Origin of the sequence: Paenibacillus sp. Root444D2, from assembly GCF_001426375.1 — a bacterium.
Taxonomy (GTDB): Bacteria; Bacillota; Bacilli; order Paenibacillales; family NBRC-103111; genus Paenibacillus_E.
On sequence record NZ_LMEO01000034.1, the window covers coordinates 466,525 to 490,192 of the forward strand.

22 protein-coding genes are annotated in these 23,668 nt (G+C 37.1%); 21 read left to right on the forward strand and 1 reads right to left on the reverse strand.

What is annotated here, in order from left to right; genetic code table 11:
• Nucleotides 1-6: 6 nt before the first annotated feature.
• From ASD40_RS20350 to ASD40_RS20420, 16 genes are all read left to right on the forward strand, one after another.
• Entirely contained in the window at nucleotides 7-1,041 is a 1,035-nt protein-coding gene (locus tag ASD40_RS20350) for a class I SAM-dependent methyltransferase (RefSeq protein WP_057304961.1), read from the forward strand.
• A complete protein-coding gene (locus ASD40_RS38745; protein WP_235549320.1) occupies nucleotides 1,028-4,978 on the forward strand; it encodes a glycosyltransferase family 2 protein in 3,951 nt (1,316 codons plus the stop codon). The genes ASD40_RS20350 and ASD40_RS38745 overlap by 14 nt, the downstream gene beginning before the upstream one ends.
• Nucleotides 4,979-5,266: 288 nt before the next feature.
• Nucleotides 5,267-7,744, forward strand: coding sequence for a DUF7657 domain-containing protein (locus tag ASD40_RS20360; protein ID WP_057304962.1), 2,478 nt, complete (start codon nucleotides 5,267-5,269; stop codon nucleotides 7,742-7,744).
• Between the two features lie 14 nt (nucleotides 7,745-7,758).
• Nucleotides 7,759-8,490: a glycosyltransferase family 2 protein gene (locus ASD40_RS20365; protein ID WP_057304963.1), complete on the forward strand. Its 732-nt coding sequence runs from the start codon at nucleotides 7,759-7,761 to the stop codon at nucleotides 8,488-8,490.
• Nucleotides 8,487-8,894: a DUF2304 domain-containing protein gene (locus ASD40_RS20370; RefSeq protein ID WP_057304964.1), complete on the forward strand. Its 408-nt coding sequence runs from the start codon at nucleotides 8,487-8,489 to the stop codon at nucleotides 8,892-8,894. The genes ASD40_RS20365 and ASD40_RS20370 overlap by 4 nt, the downstream gene beginning before the upstream one ends.
• Nucleotides 8,887-9,228 carry an EamA family transporter gene (locus tag ASD40_RS20375; protein WP_057304965.1) on the forward strand — a complete coding sequence of 114 codons (342 nt, stop codon included), beginning with the start codon at nucleotides 8,887-8,889 and terminating at the stop codon, nucleotides 9,226-9,228. The genes ASD40_RS20370 and ASD40_RS20375 overlap by 8 nt, the downstream gene beginning before the upstream one ends.
• A gap of 23 nt (nucleotides 9,229-9,251) precedes the next feature.
• Nucleotides 9,252-9,995 carry a sugar phosphate nucleotidyltransferase gene (locus tag ASD40_RS20380; protein WP_057304966.1) on the forward strand — a complete coding sequence of 248 codons (744 nt, stop codon included), beginning with the start codon at nucleotides 9,252-9,254 and terminating at the stop codon, nucleotides 9,993-9,995.
• Between the two features lie 15 nt (nucleotides 9,996-10,010).
• A complete protein-coding gene (gene rfbC, locus ASD40_RS20385; protein WP_057304967.1) occupies nucleotides 10,011-10,556 on the forward strand; it encodes a dTDP-4-dehydrorhamnose 3,5-epimerase in 546 nt (181 codons plus the stop codon).
• A gap of 18 nt (nucleotides 10,557-10,574) precedes the next feature.
• A complete protein-coding gene (gene rfbB, locus ASD40_RS20390) occupies nucleotides 10,575-11,597 on the forward strand; it encodes a dTDP-glucose 4,6-dehydratase (RefSeq protein WP_057304968.1) in 1,023 nt (340 codons plus the stop codon).
• Nucleotides 11,594-12,454 carry a dTDP-4-dehydrorhamnose reductase gene (gene rfbD / locus ASD40_RS20395; protein ID WP_057304969.1) on the forward strand — a complete coding sequence of 287 codons (861 nt, stop codon included), beginning with the start codon at nucleotides 11,594-11,596 and terminating at the stop codon, nucleotides 12,452-12,454. The genes rfbB and rfbD overlap by 4 nt, the downstream gene beginning before the upstream one ends.
• On the forward strand, nucleotides 12,441-13,391 hold the full coding sequence (locus ASD40_RS20400; RefSeq protein ID WP_057304970.1) for a glycosyltransferase family 2 protein: 951 nt from the start codon (nucleotides 12,441-12,443) through the stop codon (nucleotides 13,389-13,391). The genes rfbD and ASD40_RS20400 overlap by 14 nt, the downstream gene beginning before the upstream one ends.
• A 104-nt stretch (nucleotides 13,392-13,495) precedes the next feature.
• Nucleotides 13,496-14,362 (forward strand): glycosyltransferase family 2 protein, encoded by an 867-nt coding sequence (locus ASD40_RS20405; RefSeq protein WP_057304971.1) that lies wholly within the window; start codon nucleotides 13,496-13,498, stop codon nucleotides 14,360-14,362.
• 6 nt (nucleotides 14,363-14,368) lie between these two features.
• Entirely contained in the window at nucleotides 14,369-15,775 is a 1,407-nt protein-coding gene (locus ASD40_RS20410; protein WP_057304972.1) for an undecaprenyl-phosphate glucose phosphotransferase, read from the forward strand.
• Nucleotides 15,776-15,857: 82 nt separating this feature from the next.
• Nucleotides 15,858-15,983 carry a hypothetical protein gene (locus tag ASD40_RS39130; RefSeq protein WP_261302619.1) on the forward strand — a complete coding sequence of 42 codons (126 nt, stop codon included), beginning with the start codon at nucleotides 15,858-15,860 and terminating at the stop codon, nucleotides 15,981-15,983.
• Nucleotides 15,984-16,165: 182 nt separating this feature from the next.
• Nucleotides 16,166-16,711 carry a dTDP-4-dehydrorhamnose 3,5-epimerase gene (gene rfbC, locus ASD40_RS20415; RefSeq protein ID WP_057304973.1) on the forward strand — a complete coding sequence of 182 codons (546 nt, stop codon included), beginning with the start codon at nucleotides 16,166-16,168 and terminating at the stop codon, nucleotides 16,709-16,711.
• A gap of 118 nt (nucleotides 16,712-16,829) precedes the next feature.
• Entirely contained in the window at nucleotides 16,830-17,156 is a 327-nt protein-coding gene (locus ASD40_RS20420; RefSeq protein ID WP_057304974.1) for a hypothetical protein, read from the forward strand.
• Between the two features lie 163 nt (nucleotides 17,157-17,319).
• On the opposite strand, the gene ASD40_RS20425 is transcribed toward ASD40_RS20420, so the two are convergent.
• Nucleotides 17,320-18,399 carry an acyltransferase family protein gene (locus ASD40_RS20425; protein WP_057304975.1) on the reverse strand — a complete coding sequence of 360 codons (1,080 nt, stop codon included), beginning with the start codon at nucleotides 18,397-18,399 and terminating at the stop codon, nucleotides 17,320-17,322.
• 218 nt (nucleotides 18,400-18,617) lie between these two features.
• Between ASD40_RS20425 and ASD40_RS20430 the strand changes: the two genes are divergently transcribed.
• The 5 genes from ASD40_RS20430 to alr all read left to right on the forward strand — a co-directional run bounded on the left by ASD40_RS20430 (nucleotide 18,618) and on the right by alr (nucleotide 23,658).
• On the forward strand, nucleotides 18,618-19,799 hold the full coding sequence (locus ASD40_RS20430) for an outer membrane lipoprotein-sorting protein (protein WP_057304976.1): 1,182 nt from the start codon (nucleotides 18,618-18,620) through the stop codon (nucleotides 19,797-19,799).
• A 111-nt stretch (nucleotides 19,800-19,910) separates the two neighbouring features.
• Nucleotides 19,911-20,441 carry a DUF6036 family nucleotidyltransferase gene (locus ASD40_RS20435; protein WP_057304977.1) on the forward strand — a complete coding sequence of 177 codons (531 nt, stop codon included), beginning with the start codon at nucleotides 19,911-19,913 and terminating at the stop codon, nucleotides 20,439-20,441.
• Nucleotides 20,442-20,452: 11 nt separating this feature from the next.
• A complete protein-coding gene (locus ASD40_RS20440) occupies nucleotides 20,453-20,911 on the forward strand; it encodes a hypothetical protein (RefSeq protein ID WP_057304978.1) in 459 nt (152 codons plus the stop codon).
• A gap of 85 nt (nucleotides 20,912-20,996) precedes the next feature.
• Complete coding sequence (locus ASD40_RS39255; RefSeq protein ID WP_057304979.1) at nucleotides 20,997-22,385, forward strand: SEC-C metal-binding domain-containing protein; 1,389 nt, start codon at nucleotides 20,997-20,999, stop codon at nucleotides 22,383-22,385.
• A gap of 82 nt (nucleotides 22,386-22,467) precedes the next feature.
• A complete protein-coding gene (alr, locus tag ASD40_RS20450) occupies nucleotides 22,468-23,658 on the forward strand; it encodes an alanine racemase (RefSeq protein ID WP_057304980.1) in 1,191 nt (396 codons plus the stop codon).
• Nucleotides 23,659-23,668 lie beyond the last annotated feature (10 nt).

Below are 23,668 nucleotides of genomic sequence, written 5' to 3' on the forward strand. Positions count from 1 at the left end.
AAATTTATGAATTCAAGCGACTTTATTAAAGACTTAAACTTAGTTGAAATTTTATCGGATAATTTTGTTGTAGAGCGTAGTTATACAGGGAAATATGCTGATTTAAGTGATGAAAAAGAAGCGGAAATGATCTCATTAATGAGCAAAAAACACTGGAGAGAAGTTATCGCGGAAAGTTTTCAAGAAAAGTCGCCATGGCTTTACCGAATTATTGCTGATGCAGGCCGTCCTATGTTTTTGGATATGCTGGATATTCCTAAAAACGGACTTTATTTAGATGTTGGATCAGGATGGGGACAAGTATGTATTCCATTAGGACGTCTAGGTAACTCAGTAGCACTTGATCTAACTTTTAACAGACTTAATATTTTAAGAAGCATTGCCAATCAAGAAAATGTTTCTTTACAGTATGCACAAGGAAATTTCTTGTCTTTTCCATTTCTTGAAAAAAGTTTTGATACAATTATCTTTAATGGGTCTTTAGAATGGATTGGTGTTGGTAGAGAAAAAGGAACTTCGATTAGAAAAGTCCAAATTGATGCATTAAAAAAAGCAAATGATCTTTTGAAACCTGATGGTATGATCTATATTGGTATAGAAAATAGCATGGGTCTGAAATACATTTTAGGTACTGAAGATGATCATACAGGTCTACAGTATCATACTTTTTTAGAAGAAAGGATCGCTGAGAACAACTTCCAAACACAAAGTAAAGGTGAGCAACTTCCTTCTAAAACTTGGAGTTTAGAAGAGTATAAGGAAATGATATCTGAATCAGGCTTAGAATTAGAAAAGGTTTATGGTTGCTTCCCCGATTATAAACTCATTAGGCAGATGATTGATTTAAGGTTTATTAATGAAGAATTAATTAATGGCGCCCCTGTTACGGAACATGTCGGGATAAGTGGAGAAGACATTGACCGACCTCTGGAATTACAAGCTATGTATAAAGTATTAGCGAAAAATAAGATTGCGCAATATTTCTGTCCTTCATATGCATTAATTATACGCAAGAGAGGTCATTCTAATGGAACTATTTAAAGCTTTGATTCACTCAAACATAAGTACGACAGAAGATCTAAATAATCTTATAATTAAATTACAGCTTAGTGATGGTATGAGGAGCGAAAATGCTTTTAGCGCTAGGTTTTTTGTTTTCTATCCAAATGGTGATAAGTTATGCTCTGTTAAAAAAATACCAGCGAATGGTTTATTTAATATAGAAAATATCTCGTATACACAAAGATTGTACCGGGATTTCTCCGATTTATCAGCCCCGCATATTAATGGAATTTATCATGGTGAAGATGGTTATATATATATCGTTGAAGAGTTTCTTGAAAACAAAACAACTTTATTTGATGTTATGGAACAAGGTGATCTTTCGCATAATGAAACCATTGAAATTTTAAATTTATTATTCAATAGTATTAAGATGCAACCGTCCATTCCTTTTGATCAAAAAGTACTGGATGAAGACATAAAAATGTGTTTTATTGCATTAGAGTTATTAGAGTTATCGGAGCATACACTAATAGAACTTAAATCAAAGTTGGATAAATTAATAAATGATAATATAGAATCGTTAACTACTAATTTACTATGGACAAACAGAGATATATTAACGCGTAATATTATACTCGGACATAACAAGCTATATCTAACGGATTTTGACCTTAGTTTAAAAACACATTTTTTCTGGATTGATATTTACAGATGTAGTCATTATTCAAATATTCCAGTACAGGAGCTTAACTTGAATATCAATGTGGACGAACATCTATTACAATTGTTATTTCACCTAAACGAAATTACATTACAAAATAAAGTTCTAAATACAAAGGCTTTCATAGATTCATCTAAATTACATAAACAGAAGGTCTTAGAGATTATTAATAGGACTATGGGGATTTCGATTGAAGAACTTACAAAAACTAGTGAGCCTCTTATTCCAATAACAAATGGAGATCCTTACTTGCAGTTGTTTTGGTCAATAAATAATGAATATACAGAAAATAATTCTAAGAAGTTAATGGTTATTGAAGACGGTGAGGTTCATCAATACGTTTTCGATGTCCCTCAATTTGGTCAGAGTATAAGGCTTGATCCAAGTAATAAACAATGTTTAATAGAAATTAACCATATAACAATAAACTTAATGGAAAATGAAATTTTTGAAATAACTAGAGAAACAAATTCTGAACGATTAAAAGTAAATAATGGGTTATTACAACTAGAAAACCCTAGTTCATTTAAGTTAGTTTCGTTAAATAATGATCCTCAAATTATGATCAATCTCCCAGAAAAAACAAATGATATTAATAGTAAGATTAGTATTACAATTGAAATGAGCTGTACTCCAGATATATCAAGTGTAATCATAGATGCATTTGCAGTTAAATCAAGTGAATTACAGAAGACAAATGACGAATTAACTCAACTCGAATCAGTATACAAAGTAGAAAAAGATAACCTTATAAATGCGACTAAGCTATTGGAAGAATCAGCAGTATGGTTACAAAAACTTGAAACTAATCTTTCAGAAGGTAATAAAAATATAGTCTCACTTCAAGATGAGTTGGAAAATTTTAAGAAAAATGAAATTGATTATTTAATAGAGCTATCACAAATGAAAAAAGAGATAGATGGAATTAAAAACACAGTTTCTTGGAAAATTACCAAATCTTTGAGAAAACTTGGACGATTTAAAAATATAGGTAGAAAATTAAGGGATATATTAAGGGTGCTAATGCAAAAGAAGTTTGTTCTTGGTTTGGTGCCGATGAAGGATTTAACTGAAGAAATCGGCGGTTATCAATGGGCAAGCATTGGAAACGATCCGCATTTTCAATTGCATGGGGAGTTTCCAAAAGGTTGGGTTAAAATTAAATGGACTTCTTATAGTAATGTTAATCTTCCTTTAAAGTTGTACTGGGATGAAGGGAATGGGCTTTCAGAAACTAATAGCCATATCTTCGGATATATAAAGAAAGGTTATAAGACAGTTCAAGAAACTGTTGTCTTTATAAGTCCTTTAGCGTTAAATCTCCGACTTGATACTGGCGAGTTAGAAACAGAATTTTTACTTGAGCCTATTGAAATGTATAAAATTACTCGATTCCACGTTTTTATGAGATCAGCGTTACTTTATATTAAACAACGCGGCATAACATTTGTAACTATAAAATCTTTAATAAGAAAAACATGGGATATATATAAGTTACAAGGCTTAAGGGGAGTTTGGACAAAAATAAAATATAGCGTAACTGGTGGTAACCAAACTACTAATTCTATAGATTATCAAACATGGATTATTGGTCATTCTATAACTGATAACATTAAAGAAGATATTCTTAAAGAAATATCCAGTTTCACATATAAACCTCTAATTTCAGTAATACTTCCTGTATATAATGTTGATGAAATATGGTTGGTCAAGTGTATTGAATCGGTTAGAAATCAACTATATACAAACTGGGAGTTGTGTGTGGCTGATGATGCATCACCAAAGCCTCATATTCGAGAGATGCTTCAGAAGTATGAGAAGCTGGATGAAAGAATTAGGGTTGTTTATCGAGAAAAAAATGGTCATATTTCTGTAGCTTCTAATTCAGCTTTAGAAATTGCAAATGGTGAATTTATTGCCCTACTAGATCACGATGATGAATTGACGATTGATGCTTTATTTGAAAATGTGAAATTACTTAATAAACATTTAGATGCCGATATGATATATAGTGATGAGGATAAAATCAGCATGGAAGGTGAGCGACATTCACCGTTTTTCAAACCAGATTGGTCTCCTGATACACTGCTATCTCAAATGTATACATGTCATCTCGGTGTATACCGCACATCTCTAATAAAAAAACTAGGCGGGTTCCGTAAAGGTTTTGAAGGTAGCCAAGATTACGATTTAGTCTTGCGAGTAACTGAAAAAACTAATCGTATTTATCATATACCTAAAATATTATATCATTGGCGCTCAATACCACAATCAACGGCTTCAGGCGGTGCTGCCAAAAGCTATACAAATGATGCTGGATTTAGAGCATTAGAGGAAGCAATTAGTAGAAGAAACATTAATGGATGGGTAGAGCCTGATCCAGAGGTGTCTAATTTATACGTAGTACATCATAAATTAATTAGCAACCCCTTAATTTCTATTATTATACCTACAAAAAATATGACAGCTATACTTGATACTTGTATTGCTTCTATTTTCGATAAAACAACTTATGATAATTTCGAAATTATTGTTGTAGATAATGGTAGTGATGATCCAACGACAATAAAATTATTTCAAACATGGCTTCAAAAAGAACCTTTTAGATTCAAGGTAGAACGAATTGACATTCCATTTAATTACTCGCGACTTAATAATATCGCAGTAGAGAAGGCCAATGGAGAGCTAATTTTACTTCTTAACAATGACATAGAAGTTATAACCCCTACATGGTTAGATGAAATGGCAGCCCAAGCAATGCGTAGTGAGATTGGAGCGGTAGGTGCTTGTTTACTTTATCCCGATAACACAATTCAACACGCAGGAATTATTCTGGGTATCGGAGGTGTTGCCGGTCACAGTCATAAGTATTTTGATTCCAAGGATTATGGCTATTTCTCGAGGTTAAGAATGGTAACAAATTATTCAGCTGTGACCGCGGCATGTTTGATGATAAGAAAGGATGTTTATGTCTCAGTTAAAGGGCTTGATGAAAGTCTTGAAGTAGCTTTTAATGATGTTGATTTTTGCTTGCGTGTTGGTAAAACAGGCTTGAGAAATGTGTGGCTTCCACATGTAAAATTATACCATCACGAATCTAAAAGTCGTGGACAAGAAAATACACCTGCTAAAATTGCCCGATTTAATGGGGAGATTGAGTATATGAATAGAAGATGGGGAAAAAGCCTATTGGAAGATCAGTATTATAATCCAAATCTAACGCTTAATTATGAGGATTTTTCGCTATCATAATTAAGCGAATTAGGATAGTATCGACGACTTATATTGATAAAATTTTATTCTTATATTCCTCGTTGTTTTAACGATGCTCTAATGCAAAATGCAAACCTTTGTAAACAGGCATTGAACTTGCAACCGAATGATAGAGAGCCCTATCTCTATCATTCAACACCATATGGCGAAGAGCCTGAAAATAATTCAAAAGGGTGGATTGAGTTTAATACAATTGAAATGTGAGAAAATCCTGAATTTAGTCCATTTAATCCATTGAACTTGATTTAATTTAAGGAGTTGTACTTGGTGTTTTTAATTAATAAGAAGGCATATGTTATTTTTTTAATCTTGATAATATCTATTTTTATACAATTGTTTGCAGTTAATTACGATTATTTCAAGAAAAATTTAATATATGGTAGTTCTCTGGAAAGTCAAAGTCTGGATTTAAGTAAGGCTGTGTTGACTAATATTATTAGTGAGGCGTCAAATAAATATATTTCTCAAAGTAATGATCCACAAGTCGAGTTTAAACAGGTAAATAAAAAAACATATAATATAGAAATGAATATAACCTACGTTAATTCTGGAGCTACCTTGCAAGTATTTTATACAGATGATATTAACCATCAGTACAATGAAGAACATTCAATTAAAATACTTACCAGTAATAAACAAGAGAAATATATAATTAATTTTGACAAACCAATTAACCTTGAAAACTTAAGGGTTGATGTAACTGAGAGAACAAATGATTTATTTCTACTAAATAGTATTACATTAAACAAAAAAGGTTTTCATTTTAATTTTATTAAATTTTTACTAATAAATTTAGGATTAGCATTTATTTATCTAATTATAATATTTTTTAAGAAATATAATGAGATGCTATTTAACTATAGATACCAAATTACTTTACTAGTATTTATTTTATTAGTTTTATTTAAATTCCAAGGTTCATCAATTGGTTTATGGGATTCTATTATGGTAAATACAAATAAAGAGACACATTCAAGCACTACTTTGATAGGTAAGGCAAGGGATATTCGTTCTGATGAATTTTTAGTACATACCCCATGGGTGCTTGCACAAAATCAAAATGATCAATATTTTCCCATTGTTAATAAAAATATAGGTTCAAATGGGCATTCTATGATTGCACTTAACGCACCTACATTTAGTCCGGATATTATTGGTAAACCATATTTTTGGGGTTTTTTATTGCTTGGAAAAGATTTTGGACTTTCTTGGTACTGGAATTTTAAGTTACTCATGTTACTTTTATTATCTTTAGAGATAAGTTACTTCCTAACAAAAAATAAATTGTTATCTTTTTTAGGAGGCCTTTGGATAACATTATCTCCGGCAATACAATGGTGGTTTGATACACCTGCAGCGGTTGTAGAGTTGATAATATTAGCTCAAGGAATGATTGTTTCCTTAATATATTTTATTGAATATTATAGAAGTACTAAATTAAGAACTCTATTTATTATTCTCTTTACAATGTCAACTATTGGATTCACTACGTTATTGTATCCACCTGTTCAAGTTTCATTGGGTTACCTAGTTTTAGTATTTCTGTTTTTTATATATTGGGGTAATAAGGAGAAATTTGTATTTAATAAACAAGAACTTTGGGTAGGAAGTGCGTGCTTTTTTCTTTTAGTTATTTCAATAAGTACTTTTATTTATTTTTCTTATGATGATCTGAAATTGTTGTCTCAAACAAAGTATCCAGGAGACCGATTTGCAACTGGTGGTCGTGTAGATGTCAATGAACTGCAAACTTACCTTGTTAATTGGGTATTACCTTACAAGGATGTTAATTTTTCTAATAGTAGTGAGTTGAGTAGCTTTGTAAATTTTTTACCATTATTAATATTAGTATTTTTCTATGTATATAGATTTGAACAACATAATAAAAGACTAATAATGGGTATATTTACGTACTTATTATTTCAAATATCCTGGTTGTTTATAGAATATCCTAAATTTTTTGCTAAAGTTACATTATATTCATACGTTACAGAAAAAAGATTAGCATATCTAATATTAGGTTTAACTGCAGTTTATTTGAGTTTATGGCTAATCTCAACTATACAAAAACACAAGACGTTTAATAGTTTTGAAAAAATTAGTATTTCATTTATCATAGGAGTTATCTATTTATATTCAATATGGCATACACCAATGTTAAAATATCTAACGACAAGCCTTGCAATAATTACTGTTATTTACTTTGTTTGTCTTAACTATTTAATATTAAGTGGTAAAGTAAAATCATTCTTTCTATTATTGTTGGTATTAATTGTAATATCTGGTTTATCAGTAAATCCTATCTCAAGAGGTACAGCATCGATTTATGATAAACCCGTTGTTAATGAAATTCTACAGTTAAATAAAAAATATCCTCATGAAAAATGGGCTGCTGTAAACAGTATATATAATGGTCAATTACTTGTGGCATTAGGATTGAATACGTTTAATAGTGTACATTTTTTTCCAGATATAAGCATGTGGAAGAAATTGGATGAGGAAAATAAATATGAGGACGTTTATAATCGGTATGCTCATGTTTTGTTTTATTTAACAAAGGAAAAAACAAACTTTAAGTTGATGCAACTTGATGCAATCCAAGCCAATATTAACTTTGGTGACCTTCCTAAAACAGGTATATCGTTAATATTATCCAAAGGTTCTTTAAATGAGTTTGAAAGTAAACTCGAAAGATTATACTTTGATGATCTAAATGATCTATATATCTACAGATTGTATGAATAATTGGAGGGTTGATTTTGAAGATACTTGTAATTATTCCCGCTTATAATGAAGAAGCGAATATCGGACAATTGCTCAAAGATCTAGAAGATTGTCATGTGAACAATAAAAAAATAGACCTTTTAGTTATTAATGATTGTTCAAAAGATAGAACTTCTGAAATTTGTGCACTCAATAAAATTAAAGTAATCGATTTACCATGTAATTTAGGAATTGGTGGTGCTATGCAAACTGGTTATAAATTTGCCTATAATAATAATTATGATTTTGCTATCCAAGTCGATGGTGATGGTCAACATAACCCGTCATTTATTAAAGATGTATTAGAGCCACTGATATCTGAGGCAGCTGATCTAGTTATAGGTTCAAGATATCTAAATAAAGAAGGTTTTCAATCAACACAACTAAGAAGAATTGGAATTCGATATTTTAGCAAACTAATTCAAATCCTAGTTAATCAAAAAGTAACTGATCCTACTTCTGGTTTCAGGGCAAGTAATAAAAAAGTAATAAAGTTATTTGCCCATAAATACCCAGTTGATTATCCTGAACCTGAGTCTATTGTTTATTTATCAAGGATAGGAATGAGAATATTAGAAGTACCCGTGATTATGAAACATAGAGTTGGAGGAGAATCATCGATAAAATCATTTGGGTCATTATATTATATGATAAAAGTATCACTTGCGATAATGTTAGACATATTAAGGAAGCCTAATAGCTTTGTTGAAAAAGAGGTCACAGAATGATATCTATAAAATTGCAAATATTTCTAGTAATAATAGTAATATTAGGCTTACTTATGTTAATTAATATGATAGTAAAATATAAATTGGAACTTAAATACTCATTACTGTGGATGTTGTTTAGTATTACTACAATAATTTTAGCTTTATTTCCTGGTATTTCATTAATTATTAGTGATTGGTTAGGTATTGAAAAACCAGTTAATGCTATTTTTTTATTAGGAATTCTGTTAATTATGGTCATACTATTTAGTCTTACGTTAACTATCTCTAATACTCAAAACAAAATAAAGCAATTGACTCAGGAAGTAGGAATAAATAAGCTTGAGAAAGTACAATTAAAAGAAGAAATATTGCAATTAGGCAACATTATATCTTCAAGAGAGAACGAGTGTCAAAATGAATAATATATTATTATTAACGAACGTGTTGTTACTTGTTATAGGTCAAACTATCTGGAAGGTTGGTGTTACCAAAACACCGTTAAACGAAGCCAAGGATTTATACAATATAATATTCTCTCCATGGATTATAGCAGGTGGGATACTCTATGTTTTAGCAACTGGAATCTGGTTATACCTGTTGTCAAGATTACCGTTAAGTTATATGTATCCTATGCAAAGTGTTGCATATGTTTTAGGATTAATAATATCTATGTTTATTTTTAAGGAGTTTATCCCAGTATCAAGATGGTTAGGAGTAGCGACCATAATATTTGGTGTTTATTTAATATCAAAATAGCTTATTAATTAGGAGATGAAAATATGAAAGGCATTATTCTAGCAGGTGGAACAGGTTCGCGACTGTACCCTTTAACTAAAGTAACAAACAAACATTTACTTCCTGTAGGTAAATACCCAATGATTTTTCACTCCGTTGCAAAGTTGAAGGAAGCAGAAATTAATGACATTCTTATCGTCACTGGAAAAGATCATATGGGTGATGTAGTTAACCTTTTAGGAAGCGGTCGTGAGATGGGGGTAACCTTTACTTATAAAGTCCAAGATGAAGCTGGAGGAATCGCACAAGCGCTAGACCTCGCTGAGCACTTCGTAGGCAATGACCAAATAGTCGTGATTCTTGGCGATAACGTATTTGAAGAGAGTATTGTTCCTTTTGTAAACAAGTTCCATGCTCAACGAAATGGGGCAAAAATTCTCATTCAAGAGGTCAAAGATCCTCAAAGATACGGTGTTCCTGAGTTACAGGGAGAGAAGATCATCTCAATTGAGGAAAAGCCTAAACAACCGAAAAGCAGCTATGCGGTAACAGGTATTTATATGTATGACAGTTCTGTATTTGAAATTGTAAAGACACTTAAGCCTTCAGGTCGTGGTGAACTCGAAATAACAGATGTTAATAACGCATACATTCAGAAAAACGAACTGACGTACGATATCTTAAAAGGCTGGTGGACTGATGCAGGTACACATGCCTCGTTAGCTAAAGCCAATGAATTGGCAAAAGAATTGTTTTTTGGAGAAGAGTTTGGGAAACTTAAATTGTAAGAGGTGCTGATACTGATGAATATTATATCTACTAAGTTAGAAGGACTATATATTGTAGAGCCCGATGTCTATGGTGACAATCGGGGCTTTTTTATGGAGAGTTATAGTAGTGCAAAATTTGTTGAACACGGTATTGATTTTCTCTTTGTTCAAGACAATCATTCTTTATCTGTGGAAACCGGCGTGTTACGAGGACTTCACTACCAGTTGAATCCAAAAGCTCAAACGAAACTTGTTAGAGTGGTAACTGGAGCTATTTATGATGTCGCGGTAGATATTCGTAAGGGTTCATCTACGTTTGGGCAATGGGTAGGGGTTATTCTAAGCGAGGCTAATAAGCGTCAGCTGCTTGTTCCGCAGGGCTTTGCACATGGCTTTTGTACAATTGTTCCAAATACTCAGGTGCTTTACAAAGTTGACGAGTACTACTCCCCTGAACATGATAGGGGCATTCTTTGGAGCGACCCAGCTATAGGTATTGATTGGCCGAATTCTAAACCTATTCTTTCTGATAAAGATCAAAAGCACCCGCTGCTTAAAGATGCGGAAATAAACTTTTAAATAGGGAGCTATACAGACATGAAAGTACTTGTAACTGGTGGAGCTGGGTTTATCGGCAGCAACTTCGTTCACTATATGCTGGATCGTTATCCTAGCTACGAAATTATTAATCTCGATGCTTTGACTTATGCTGGGAATTTAGAGAACCTTTTATCGATTCAAGAAAATAACCATTATACTTTTGTTAAAGGTGATATCACAAATGCAGAGCTAGTGAACAGTTTGTTCGAACAGGGTATCGATACGGTAGTTCATTTTGCCGCGGAATCACATGTGGATCGCAGTATCTTGGAACCGGATGTTTTCGTGAAGACAAACGTACTGGGTACGCAAGTTTTACTTGAGGCAGCTAGAAAATATTCCGTTAAGAAATTCGTCCATGTTTCTACGGATGAAGTCTACGGGACACTTGGTGAAACAGGTCTTTTCACAGAAGAAACTCCTTTATCTCCTAACAGTCCTTACTCAGCGAGTAAAGCCGGTTCAGATCTCCTGGTGCGTGCTTATCACGAAACTTTTGGACTACCGATTAACATCACTCGCTGTTCTAATAACTATGGACCGTATCAGTTCCCTGAAAAGTTAATACCATTAATGATTGCGAACGCTTTGAACGATAAGTCTCTCCCTGTTTACGGAGACGGTCTTAATATTAGAGATTGGCTATATGTCGAAGATCACTGCAGCGCGATTGATCTCGTTCTACATAAGGGTATCAACGGTGAGGTTTATAATATCGGCGGTAATAACGAGAGAACGAATATTCAAATAATACAAACGATTCTTCGCGAACTGGGTAAACCAGAGTCTTTGATGCAATTCGTGAAAGATCGACCAGGTCATGACCGTCGATATGGCATTGATGCAACGAAGATTACGGAGGAGCTTGGGTGGAAGCCGAAGCATAATTTTGAGACGGGTATTCATGAAACGATTCGTTGGTACTTGGATAATCAAGACTGGTGGAAACGAATTCAGACGGGTGAATATCAAAAATATTTTGCAGAGCAATATGGCTCACGACTTGGTGTCGAAAAATGAGAATAGTAGTTACCGGGGCTAATGGTCAACTGGGGCAAGATGTTGTAAAACTGCTAAGAGCTAAGCATGAGGTTCACGGACTTGGGAGAGAGCAACTGGATATTACCAATGAAAGTCAATGTCTAGAGGTTCTAAAAGCTTTGAAGCCAGATGTTATCATTCATAGTGCTGCGTACACTGCTGTTGACCTTGCCGAAACGGAAGAAGCAAAAGCTTATCGAGTCAATGCTGATGGAACTAAGAATCTTGTCGTGGCTGCAGAAAGTATAGGGGCGAAATTTTGCTATATCAGCACAGATTATGTATTCGATGGTACGGCTAAGAGTGCTTATGTGGAAGACGATGTGACGAACCCTCAAAGTGTCTATGGGAAGTCCAAACGTGCTGGCGAACAGCATGTCCAATCGTTGTCAACAAAACATTTTATCGTGAGAACTTCATGGGTTTATGGGATGTATGGGGCTAATTTCGTGAAGACCATGCTTAATCTGGCAAAAACCAGAGATTCTTTGAAGGTTGTCAGTGATCAATTTGGTTCACCGACCTATACAGTGGATCTTGCCTTATTTCTTGAAAATCTCATACAGACCGAGCTTTATGGCGTATATCATGCTTCTAATTCGGGTGTTTGTTCGTGGCATGACTTTGCTTGTGCCATTTTTGAAGAAAGTGGCGTGAAGATAAAGGTAGAATCATGTACGACGGAGGAATTCCCGCGACCAGCTCCAAGACCACGGAATTCAGCTATGGATCATAGAGCGATCCGTGCTAATGGTTTTGAGGATTTACGACCTTGGCGTGAGGGGCTCAGGGCATTTTTGAAGGAGCTAGGAGAAAGTAAGGATGAAAACGGTTAGTATCCACATAGTTACTTATAATAGTTCTGAATATATTGATGACTGTTTGGAAGCTGTTCTTAAGCAATCACAGCCAATTGAACAGATAGTAGTAATCGATAATGCCTCAAAAGACAATACGTTAACAAAGTTAGCAAAATGGTCAGAGTATTGTACAATCGTTCCAAACGAAGTGAATAATGGGTTCGCTGGTGGTCATAATCAGGCTATAGGTATGACAGACACGGACTACTGTCTAATTCTGAATCCCGATGTGGTTCTTGAGCCTGATTATGTACTAAACACAATTAAATCTTTAAATAATCATACAAAAGCCGGCAGTGCCACAGGAAAACTGCTATTTATAGCAGATCATAGCCACATTGATAGTACGGGCTTAGTCATTAACAAGGCTCGCAGAGCCTTTGACCGCGGTGCACATCAGACAAGTGACAAGTTCGAGCATAAAGAAGAAGTCTTTGGTGTGTCTGGTGCCGCTGCCATGTATACTCGCGAAATGATTAATGACATTAGTGTGAATGGCGAATTTTTTGATGAGGACTTTTTTGCTTATAAAGAAGACGTAGATGTTGCTTGGCGAGCGCAGTTACTAGGCTGGAAGGCCTACTATGAGCCATCTGCTGTCGCGTATCACGAACGAGGCTGGAAGGAAGGCGGTAGGAGCAGTAAGCCGCTTTTTGTCAGGAGATTATCGTATATTAATCGATATAAAATGATATTTAAAAACGATCAAATCGCACTGGTGTTGAAACATATCATTCCTCTGTTAGTATATGAATGTCTTAGCTTTGTTTACGCTCTATTGCGGGAACCAAAGCTGCTTGGAGCTTGGTCCAGCTTTTTTCGCAAGTATTCAGAGCTAAGAAAAAAGCGAGGGATCATTCAAAGCAAGCAAAAAATAGTGACTTCTGAAATCAACAGATGGTTTGTAAAATAACCCAGGTAAGATTAGCTAAATAAAGCTAGTCTTTTTTTTAATCTAAAATTTATAAACCCATGTTATAATAAGTGTAACGAAATTAATAAAAATGAGGTTTTTAAGTGGATTTAAGTATTATTGTACTAAATTATAAAACACGCGACTTGACATTAGCTTGTTTAGAATCTGTTTTTTCGTCAGCTACATCTTACATATATGAGGTCATCTTAATCGACAATGCCTCAAATGACGGCATCATCCATGCTACAACTGAGCAATACCCGCAAGTGGTCTTCATAGCAAACACTGACAACGTAGGCTTCTCCAGAGCCAACAACCAGGGCATTCGCATCGCCCAAGGCCGTTACGTCCTACTTTTGAACTCTGACACTATCGTCGAATCCGACACATTAGACGTCATGCTTCGTTTCATGGACGAGAACCCTACCGTAGGAGCTAGCGGCTGTAAAATCGTACTTCCAGACGGTTCACTCGACAAAGCCTGTAAGCGGGGCTTTCCTACGCCTTCAGCGTCCTTTTACTATGCCTTTGGATTCTCTAAACTATTCCCAAACACACCTCGGTTCAACCAATATCAACTGGGTTACTTAAGTCCGGATGAGGCCTATCCCATCGATTCGTTAGTTGGGGCTTTCATGTTAATCCGCCGCGAGGCGATTGATCAAGTGGGGATGCTAGATGAGGAATTTTTTATGTATGGTGAGGATATAGATTGGTGTTATAGAATAAAGGAAGCGGGTTGGGTGAATTATTATTACCCCGGCACTCAAATTGTCCATCACAAAGGCGCAAGCAGTCGTAGGAAGCCTTTTAAGATCATATATGAGTTTCACAGAGCTATGATATTGTTTCATAATAAGCATTATCGTAAGAAGTATTCCTGGCTAACGAACGCAATGGTTTATGCAGGTGTTAGCTTAAAATTCATACTCTCCTTAGTAAGAAATAAACTGCGTCCAGCGAGGTGATTTACATTGATTCGACAGAGTCAGGGGTTCCTAACACAACTTTATGCACTTGCCGACTTCATTTGTATTCAGCTCGTGTTCTTACTGTCATGGTGGCTGAAGTTTAGAAGTGGCTGGATTCCATTCGATTCTCCTCTTCCGATCAAGCATTACTTAATGTGGAGTGTCAGCTACGCGATTATAGCCATTTTTCTCAGTTATATGATGAACTTTTATACACCTAAACGAAAGAAGCAGTTCTCATATGAGGTTTTAAAGATTATCCAAGTCCACATATTCAGCTTGCTGCTGCTGTTAAGTGTTTTGTTTATTTTAAAAGAAGTCGACGTTTCACGCTCTTATCTCTTATTATTCCTTGTGAACAATATACTTTTCATCAGTTTTTATCGTTATATGATTAAAATCTCACTAAAGCGAGTCCGGCAAAAGGGTTATAATAAGCAGTTCATTTTAATTCTTGGTGCAGGCTCACTAGGTCGGCAATTCTACACGAAGCTGAGACAGCATCCAGAGTTAGGATATGAAGTAGTCGGTTTCCTTGATGATTATCAGGAGAAACACGAAGTCACTTACCAGAGCTATAAGCCGATTATCGGGAAGATAGACGATCTTGAGTCCATATTGAACGATCTCATCATCGATGAAGTTATTATCGCTCTACCCTTAGATGCTCATCGTAAGTTCGGCAGTATTATAAATGTGTGTGAAAAAATTGGAGTTAAAACACTTATCATACCGGACTTTTATGATTTCTTACCATCTCGTCCTTATTTCGATAATTTTGCTGATATGCCGCTGATTAACGTTCGTGATATCCCGTTGGATGAGTTCAGAAATCGACTTTTCAAGCGAGCTTTCGATATTGTTTTCGCAAGTGTGGCCATTCTCATTACGTTGCCCGTTATGATTGCATCAGTAATTGCAATTAAACTTACTTCTCCAGGTCCGATCATTTTCAAGCAAGAGCGCGTAGGTCTTAACCGCAGAAGGTTTATGATGTATAAGTTCCGCAGTATGAATGTGTTGGCGGAGAGTGCCTCAAATACGGAGTGGACGGTTGAGAATGATCCGCGACGAACGAAAGTCGGTACCTTTCTCCGCAAAACGAGTCTTGATGAGCTGCCGCAGTTTTTTAATGTGCTTTTTGGGCATATGAGTGTCGTCGGCCCAAGGCCGGAGCGTCCTTATTTCGTGGAACAATTTAAAGAAGAAGTTCCGAAGTATATGGTGAAGCATCATATTCGTCCTGGTATTACTGGCTGGGCGCAAAGCAACGGCTTACGAGGCGATACATCTATCGAAGAACGCATCAAGCACGACATTTTCTATATTGAAAATTGGACTTTTTTATTTGATATTAAAATTATTTGGAGAACGATTATTAATGGTTTTATTAATAAAAATGCGTACTAAAAATTTTTTCGCATCAACCGCATGATTCGTCAACATCTTCCCCATACTATGCATATACTTAGTATGCGGGGAGGTTATTCTTATGATCGATCATGAAGACGCTTACCAGGATGATCATTTGTCGGTTGGCAAAGGGTTGATTGTTGGTGTTGTGTTCGGCTCCCTGATCTGGGCGGCCATTATTGCCGGTGTTGTGTATATGTGGTAAAACGTAATTCATAAATGAAGAGGCTGCTGGGGCTATTATAGCCCCAAGCAGTCTCTTTTTTTGTCTAAGAAAATGTCGGAATCTGGAGGATAAAGAGGCTGACTACGTATATCTATTGATTGGCATCGGCAGAGACAATTACCAATAATCATGCATACGTTAGTTCAGAGGTGATCTAGCTGATGAATGTTATTGCCACAAAGCTTCCAGGATTATTTATTATTGAGCCTGATGTTCATGGGGATCATCGGGGTTTTTTTATGGAAAGTTATCATTGTGCGAAATTGGTGGAGCATGGAATAGATATTCCTTTTGTACAAGACAATCATTCTTTATCTGTAGAAATTGGTGTTTTGCGAGGGCTTCATTATCAGTTGAATCCTAAAGCACAAACGAAGCTAGTTCGAGTTGTTTCAGGTGCTATTTATGATGTGGCTGTTGATATACGTAAAAACTCTTCTACCTTTGGTCAATGGGTGGGCGTCACTCTTAGTGCGGCTAACAAGCGCCAGCTGCTTGTGCCTCAAGGATTTGCTCACGGCTTTTGTACGACGGAGCCCCAAACTCAAGTGTTATACAAGGTAGATGAGTATTACTCTCCTGCTCATGACAGGGGAATCTTGTGGAGTGACCCGGCTATTGGCATTGATTGGCCGACAGATAAACCAATTTTATCGGATAAGGATCAGAAGAGCCCGCTGCTTAAAGATGCTGAGATTAATTTTTAAGAATTAACTTTTAAAGTCTGTTTAAGGATGGTTTTGGTGAAGGAAGAAGGGATACCGTTTGAACTAATTCTTGGGTATAATGAAATGTATAAAGCTTCTGGTGTGGAGGTTAACCTTGATGAGTGAAATTATAGACCGTGAATTTCTAAGTGCGATACTTAGGAGATTGAATGAGATAGGCGCTGATGTTACGGCCATTAAAGATCGGTTGGACAGTATAGACAAGCGATTGGGCAATGTTGAGGATCGGCTCACTGGCGTTGAGAATCATCTCACTGGTGTAGAGGATCGTCTCTCAGGTGTTGAAAATAGCTTGATAAAAATTGAAGAAACTTTACAAGATATCAAACGAGTTCAAATACAACAAATTGAGCAGATTGCAGGTATTGCTGTTCCAATGATGGAGCATCCGGCAAGTATACGCACACTCAAATTGGTCAAATAAATGAGCAAGATTAGCTAACCTAATCTTGCATTTTTTCGCATACGCGGTCGCAAAGAAATTTCAGTTCTCACTCTACTACAAGACGAGAGCAGCTAATTTACATTGCTTTTTTAACACTTATAGAGGCTGCATGGGCTAATCAAAGCCACTGCAGCCTTTTTACCTAAGAAACAGGATTAGATGCCTTGGAAGGACTAAATTTCATTGTATTTTTGAGCCCAGTAACAAGCGGTTTCTCAGCAAGCTTATAAGAAGCGTAGCATAGAGGCATAGTCATCGCCACAATAATTAGATCCGTAAATAGAAATCCAAGATGATTAACCAAATGTGTCGCCACACTCAGCTTCATTAAGATTGAAATAAATAACAGATGCGTTAACAAAATCGTATAGGAAGCATTTCCTAGCTTGCTCAGGATTTCCACCCAATAAGGCAACTGGAGTTGTTCAGGAACAGATGAAGCGCCTAATAGTACAAATGCAGCTGGTATGATGTAAAGCTGGTAATTGTGATAAGGGGTAAAAAGATATTTGTTGTTCACCCATATTACCGCAAAGCCAATCACGCCTATAACAATCAACAATTTGTAGTGTTTATTTCTATGATGCTCCGCCCATTTGGCTAATAAACAGCCAGTAATAAATTCTAAATTAACATCATTGAAGATGAAATTTAAATAGAAATGACGGTCAATATCAGCACCTATCAGAGGTACATGAAGAATGTGGCAGAAGGTTAATGTTACCCATATGGAAATGAAGAGATAGGCTGGCTTTTTGCCAAGAGCCATGAGAAGGCTGAAAACCAAGTAAAAGAGTACAAAGTAACTTAACGACCAGGCAACTGGGAGCACCGGACCATGAGCTTGAGGCAGCAGTAGGAATGATTTGATGATTGTATCTTTATGGGTCTCATATCCGTAGCCAAAGCTCGGGACCAGAAAATAAACGGGCAGTACGACGAGTGTGATTAACCAGTAGAAAGGGTAGATTCGTATTAGCCGATTCGATAAATAGGGTAGAACACTCATTTTGGTTCCGATTTTATGGCCATATGTATGATAAAGTAGAAAACCAGTAAGTACGAAAAAGAAATCTACACCACCCGATCGTCCTATGCTACTAATCCCTAGTAAGTCGTATTGAAAGTACTTGAAGGACATGGCGGATGTGTGAAACAGCAGCACAAAAAATGCTGCCGCTCCTCGTGAAGCTTGAAGCACGATTCTCTGATTTTTATTCAATAAAAGCTCCTCCGGTTCATGGTATCGATCCTACAAACCATCATGCCAGAGAATTGTGAATAATTTATGTATACAATCTGAAACGCAGCTGAAATGTTTACTAATTCCCTTAATAAAACCTTTTTCAGGGCCAAGCCCCAACTCGTCTGCATAATCGGCCAAGTCCCCTCATATGCATGTACTATGTTGATGTTAATCATGAGTGAGGGGATGATCGAATGCGCCGGGTCACATGGGTGGTAGCAGTGGTGATGTGCTTAGCAATGGTTCTCGCGGGATGCGGGATGGGCAAGAAGGATGCAGGATCTATCGTAAAGGATTTGGATCATGTGATCAGCAAGTCGGGCAGCTATCAGGCTTCAGGAAGCATGATTCTGAACACGGGGCAGCAGCCGCAGGAGTATCAGGTGGAGGTGGCTTACTCGCCGGAACATTTCTACCGTATTTCACTTACGAATGCGGGGAAGGACGTGACGCAGATCGTGCTGCGTAATGAGGAGGGCGTGTTCGTTTTGACGCCGCATCTCAAGAAGAGCTTCCGCTTCCAAAGTGATTGGCCGGAGAATCAGGGGCAGGTGTATCTGTTCCAGTCTCTTGCGAAGAGTATAATTGCCGATAAGGATCGCCAATTTACGACGGATAATGATGCGTATGTGTTCGATGTTGCCGCCAATTATCAAAATGAGCAGCTGTCACGCCAGAAAATTTGGCTGAATAAGAAGACACTCGCGCCTAAGCAGGTTCAGGTGTCGGATGCGAATAAGAATGTGTTGGTTCAGGTGAATTTTACGAATTTTGAATTCGATGCTAAGTTCGACAAGGATTATTTCCAAATGGAGCGCAATATGACCAGCTGGAATTTGAAGTCTTTACCTACGATGGCTGGGGTTGCGGATGCCAATCACCCAGCAACGAGTGATAAGTCTGTAACTGATAAGAATCTGTCAGCAACAGGCGGTCAATCCGATCAAGCAGCTGGCCAAGCTCAAGATGGGCAAAAGGCTACAGCGACTAAGCCTGGAACAGATACGACGAAGTCAACTGCCGCGGCAAGCAAAGCGCAGAGTATCGGTATCATCGAGCCGTCCTACCTGCCAAAAGATGTGGTGAAGCAGGATATCACGGATATGAAGCTTGGTGAGGACGCAGCGGTCCTTTTGAGATACAAAGGGAAGTACAACTTCAGTCTTATCGAGGTGAGACCACAGGCCAAATCAGTGTCCTTGCAGCCGGGTACGATTGTTGATCTTGGATTCACGATCGGCGTGCTCACAGGGGATGAGAAGAAGACACTCACTTGGACGAATGACGGCGTAGAATTCAGATTGTCGACTGGTGATTTGCCTACGAATGAAATGATCAAAGTCGCTATGGCAACTGAGGGGCAGTCTGGGAAATAAAAAGGAATTGAATATGTGAAAAAAGGGAAGCCCTGCGCAATAGGCAGGTGTCTTTCCTTATTTTTATTACTATTTTTTCGGGTATAATGAGTAGCAAGAGGTGATGGGAGAATGGACTTAATCAATCTATTTGACAAGGATGACGGTCTAGCGAAAGAGGATATTTTAAGCAGATTAGAAATGTTTGCCAAAGAACTTCGTCAAGGTACAACCGTTATTGTTATTGGTGCTGCTTCCATTATTCTCACAATCGATTCCGAAAGGAAAACCACGAATGTTGATATTTTCAATACCACTCGTGTGGCGAGCTATTTAAAGTATGATATTCAAATCATTAATGAGGATATACTTTTTCTCTGTGAGGATTATCGAAATAGGTTGATATTAAAGGCGAATTTTGAAGGTATCCTAGTGTATACGTTAGGGTTGTTGGATGTTGCCTTGATTAAGCTTGGTCGTGGTTTAGATAAGGATATCGAGGATATAAAAGAAATATTACAATCTGGTGTTGTCTCAATAGAGCAATTTAAATTCAAATATAAAGAGTTTCGTTACGGTTACGGGGGAAGCTTCGAAATTTTAGACAATAACTACTGGGCCGTTGTTGGTGAGAAATTCATATCGAATGATAGGATGTTTTGAGGAGGTAAACTATGGATAAAATGTTATATTTGGATTATCTTCGTCAATATCTGAGCAGTTATGTAAAACGAATGTTTGATATGGAACTTTCCTTAGAGAATCTAGATAAAATCTTTGAATTCAAGGGAACTGAACGTCATCAGTATCCGTTATATTTCATTTGGATGTTGCCTGAGTATACTGATTGGTACATACAGCATGATAAGCAGCCTTACATACTGTTAGGTGATAATTTTGCTAAACATATGAAGGATTTATTTCCATATAATTCGTTTGTTTTGACGGACTTATTGAAAATAGTTCAATTTCCAGAACAAATTCGTTCTGAACAAAAACTGCTGCAAGCAAAGCTATCATTAGGCTCAAAAGTTGTACATATTCTGGAAGGAAGTCAGAAATTCCTTTGGAGTTTTATCTATAAATTAGAAGCAGTGAAGAACGAAATAGGTGCAACGTTAGCCAATTCTTGAACAAGAAGATTTAACCAACTCCCCATAAAGGGAGTTTTTTTGGTATAATGCAACTTTGGAGTAAATAGTTATTGGAGTGTCTTTGATGAAAACAACGAATAGACAAACAATGGAAGAACAGCAACATTACTGGGAAAATGAAATTGCCTTATTCGGCAAGTATCTTGCGGATGAAGGCAAATTAAAAGCTGACACAATTGACAAACATATGGATCGCATGCAATTTATGGCGACGGTTTATTTTGACAATTACGAAATTGATTATGAAGAACTGCGTAGCGAGACAATTATTGATTTTCTTGGTCGTTTCTACATCAGTAATGTACTGAATAGTTCTAAGTCTGATATAAGTGCTTATTTACCTTCGATTAAAAAGTGGGTGCAGTTTCTTCTGCAATCTGAAAAGATTTCGGCTAATCAATGTGCTGAGATATTAGATGTATGTAAGAATAAAGAGTTTTTCTTAGAGCGTTTTGAACAGTATATGGATGCAGATAGTGAACAGGCCTTGGAAGATTGGCATAATTCAAATGATTTTGAGGCTTATAAAGATCTTCAGGCGTCTGAATCCGCACCTATCAAGGTTGAGATGAGACCTATTTCAGTAGATAAAAGTTTGCTTGAACAATGGATGGATGAAAAGACAGCTGTGCCTCAAATTGTTGCCGATTTTCAAAAGTTTCTGACTGCTGTGCAGGATGCCAAGAGTTTGAAATTGACGATTACAAGAAAACATTTACCGCGCAAATTTTGGAAAGAGCTGGACGAGAAGCTTAGCTGGCAGCTTTTTCATAAAGAGACTTTGAACCAAGATAATGTTCCTTTATTTCAATTTTTTTTCTATGCATCTCAGCATCTGGGTTTAATAGCAGAAATTAAGCAGCAATGTGTCATCACGCACCAGGCGGATGGGTTTCTTGCTTTAACGGATGAGGAACAGGCAGCTATTCTGCTGGATGCGTTATGGAACAAAGTTGCTTGGGCACAAGTACAGGAATCCAATGAGTCAGGCCGACCTGAAGTCACTCAGGCTTCAAGAGCTCGGATCGCTCAAGTTCTTGCCTCGTGGCCGGCGGATGAACCTCAAGACGCTTATAGTGATTGGATTCGTAATAAGTTAAAGGGTGAGCTTTTTAACGGAAGCACCGATGTGTTTCTTCATTCTGTAATTCCTGTGTTGGAGCGTTTTGGGTTAGTTCGAGCTCAGTTTATGCCACATTCAGAAATCACATACTCGTTCGAAAGAGCTCCCATTCAAATGGCGGTAACGGAATCAGGTATCCGTGTGTTTCGTTATTTCCAAACTCAGAGAAAGCAAGCAGTAGTATCACGTGGTAACGGGCGACTAGATCCAATTAGTGATATGTTTATCAGCATGCTAGATCCAATGCCAATTCAGGTTGAACGTCGGCCTGGTCGTAATGAACCGTGTCCGTGCGGAAGTGGCAAGAAATATAAAAAATGTTGTTTGTAGACCTGCAAAAGTAAGGTTGACAGTTTTTCGTGATTAGGCTTAACATAGGTTTACTTGTAATGGATAAATGAGGTGAACGCTGGTGGATGCTTTTTATCGTCCCACGTGGGTAGAGATTTCGTTAGATGCACTGCGAAGCAACATTGAAGGTTTTCAAAAGGTACTGCCGGCAGGAATGAAACAGATGGCAGTCGTTAAAGCTGATGCGTACGGACACGGGGCTGTTGAAGTATCCAAAGAGGCTCTCGATGCGGGTGTGGATTACTTGGGTGTTGCGTTTTTTGATGAAGCGTTGGAGCTAAGGAATGCAGGGATCACAGCACCTATTCTGGTACTAGGCTATACGCCTCCAGAAGGGGTTGATAGAGCGCGTGAACTCGATGTGACGATTGCTGTCTATAGTAGGGATGTTCTCGAAAAGCTTTGTTTTCAGGGGCAAATGAAAGACGAGGAGCTTCAAAAGAAGCTAAAGATCCATATTAAGCTGGATACTGGCATGGGGCGGCTTGGTTTGCACACGGAAGAGGATGCTATTCCATTCATTGAGGAAGCGTTGACGCTGCCGAATGTGGAAGTTGAGGGTTTATTCACGCATTACGCGAATGCAGATGAAGTAGATAAGAGCTATACAATGGAGCAATATCGCCGTTTTGAGCGAATTGTGAGCTATTTTACGGATAAAGGTGTTACGTTTCCATATATACATGCAGGCAATAGCGCAGCGGCTATAGATTTGCCGGGATTGACGTATTCGATGGTGCGTTTGGGGATTTCGATGTATGGTTTGTATCCTTCCGAGGATGTCGATCAATCGAAAATTGAGTTAAAGCCGGTACTGAGTCTCAAAACAGGGATTGTTCATCTTAAAACGCTGCCTCCAGGCTCTGGAGTTAGCTATGGTACGATTTATCACACCAAGGGCCATGAACAAATTGGGACACTGCCGATTGGCTATGCGGATGGGTATTCTCGGATGCTTTCGGGTAAAGCGGAGGTTCTTGTTCGAGGCAAAAGAGTGCCAATCGTCGGTAAAATCTGTATGGATCAATGTATGATCAATGTCTCGGATGTACCGGATGTCCAGTCTCTGGACGAGGTTGTGGTGATTGGGGAGCAAGACGGAGAACACATTACGGCTGAAGATGTAGCTCGTCAGCTAGGTACTGTTAACTATGAAATTATTTGTATGATTTCACATCGTGTTGCTCGCGTGTATGTTCGCGACGGCAAACGTATAGATGCAATTAATCCTCTCATGCGGCATCGCTACTAAAATATCAGAT